The organism is Moorena sp. SIO1G6 (assembly GCF_010672795.1).
GTDB lineage: Bacteria > Cyanobacteriota > Cyanobacteriia > Cyanobacteriales > Coleofasciculaceae > Moorena > Moorena producens.
Window position 1 is genome coordinate 1 of record NZ_JAAHFZ010000192.1, and the last position, 1,165, is coordinate 1,165.

Below are 1,165 nucleotides of genomic sequence, written 5' to 3' on the forward strand. Positions count from 1 at the left end.
ACAAAATTACAAAACGTCTTTTTGGACGGGATTAACAGGATATACAGGATATTTTGATCCCGTTCATCTTGTAAATCCTGTCTAAAAAATATTTGTGTCAGGTTGCTGGGCATTTATTTAAATAACCTGAGTTTCGTTTAAGGATGGGGGAGATTCCTAAATGAGATAAATTTGTTTTTCCACAAACTAAACAATCTCAAGAAGGATCTCCACTATGAATTTACTAGAATTATTTTGTACCGTCGATGACTTCTGCTATTGGTTTTTACCTGAAATGAATAAAAAGCTCATTACGACTAAAAATCAACGGAACCGGTGCGGCCGGATGAGTACCAGTGAAATCATGACGATTCTGATTCACTTTCATCAATCCGGCTATCGAAATTTCAAGTGGTATTACACCAAGCACGTCCTTAAAAATCTTCGAAACGAGTTTCCCAATCTAGTCAGCTACAGTCGTTTTGTCAGGCTGACGCCACGTTGTTTGATTCCATTGATTGCATTTCTTAAAACAACCTATGGTGAATGTACAGGGATTTCGTTTATCGATTCAACTTCAATCGCAGTGTGTCACAACAAGAGAATTGAGAGAAATAAAGTGTTTGATGGGTTCGCTAAACGAGGAAAAACGTCGATGGGGTGGTTTTATGGCTTTAAAGTGCACGTTTTGGTGAACGATCAGGGGCAATTGCTCGCGACGCAGCTCACACCGGGCAATATGGATGACCGAAAACCAGTCCCTAAAATGACAGAAACAATTTGGGGCAAACTCTTTGGAGATAAAGGGTATTTATCAAAGAAGCTGTTTTATCAGCTCCTTGAAAATGATGTTCAACTATTTACTCGCTTGAGAAAAAACATGCAAAATCAACTAATGCAAATGGAAGACAAAATCTTGCTTCGAAAACGAGCAATCGTTGAAACGATCATTGACCAAATGAAAAATATTTCACAAATTGAGCATTCAAGGCATCGAAGCCCATTTAATTGTTTTGTTAATGTTGTTTGTGGGTTGATTGCATACTCGTTCCAACCCACAAAACCATCACTTGTTAAACAATATGCTTCAGAATTTGCTCTGCTTAAGCAAAACTGAGGTTAGGTAATATGCTTCTACATTGAATCGCTGTGGAATAGAGATGTTTGCATAACGGGATTGGCCTTG

1 protein-coding gene is annotated in these 1,165 nt (G+C 38.2%); it reads left to right on the top strand.

All coding sequences use genetic code 11. The features are described 5' to 3' along the window. Positions 1 to 214: 214 nt before the first annotated feature. Positions 215 to 1,096 carry an IS982 family transposase gene (locus F6K63_RS36960; RefSeq protein WP_287315024.1) on the top strand — a complete coding sequence of 294 codons (882 nt, stop codon included), beginning with the start codon at positions 215 to 217 and terminating at the stop codon, positions 1,094 to 1,096. The last annotated feature ends 69 nt before the right edge of the window (positions 1,097 to 1,165 follow it).

Bases quoted from the DNA above. Each gene is read 5' to 3' on its own strand.
- F6K63_RS36960 (WP_287315024.1), top strand. From the start codon at position 215: ATGAATTTACTAGAATTATTTTGTACCGTCGATGACTTCTGCTATTGG.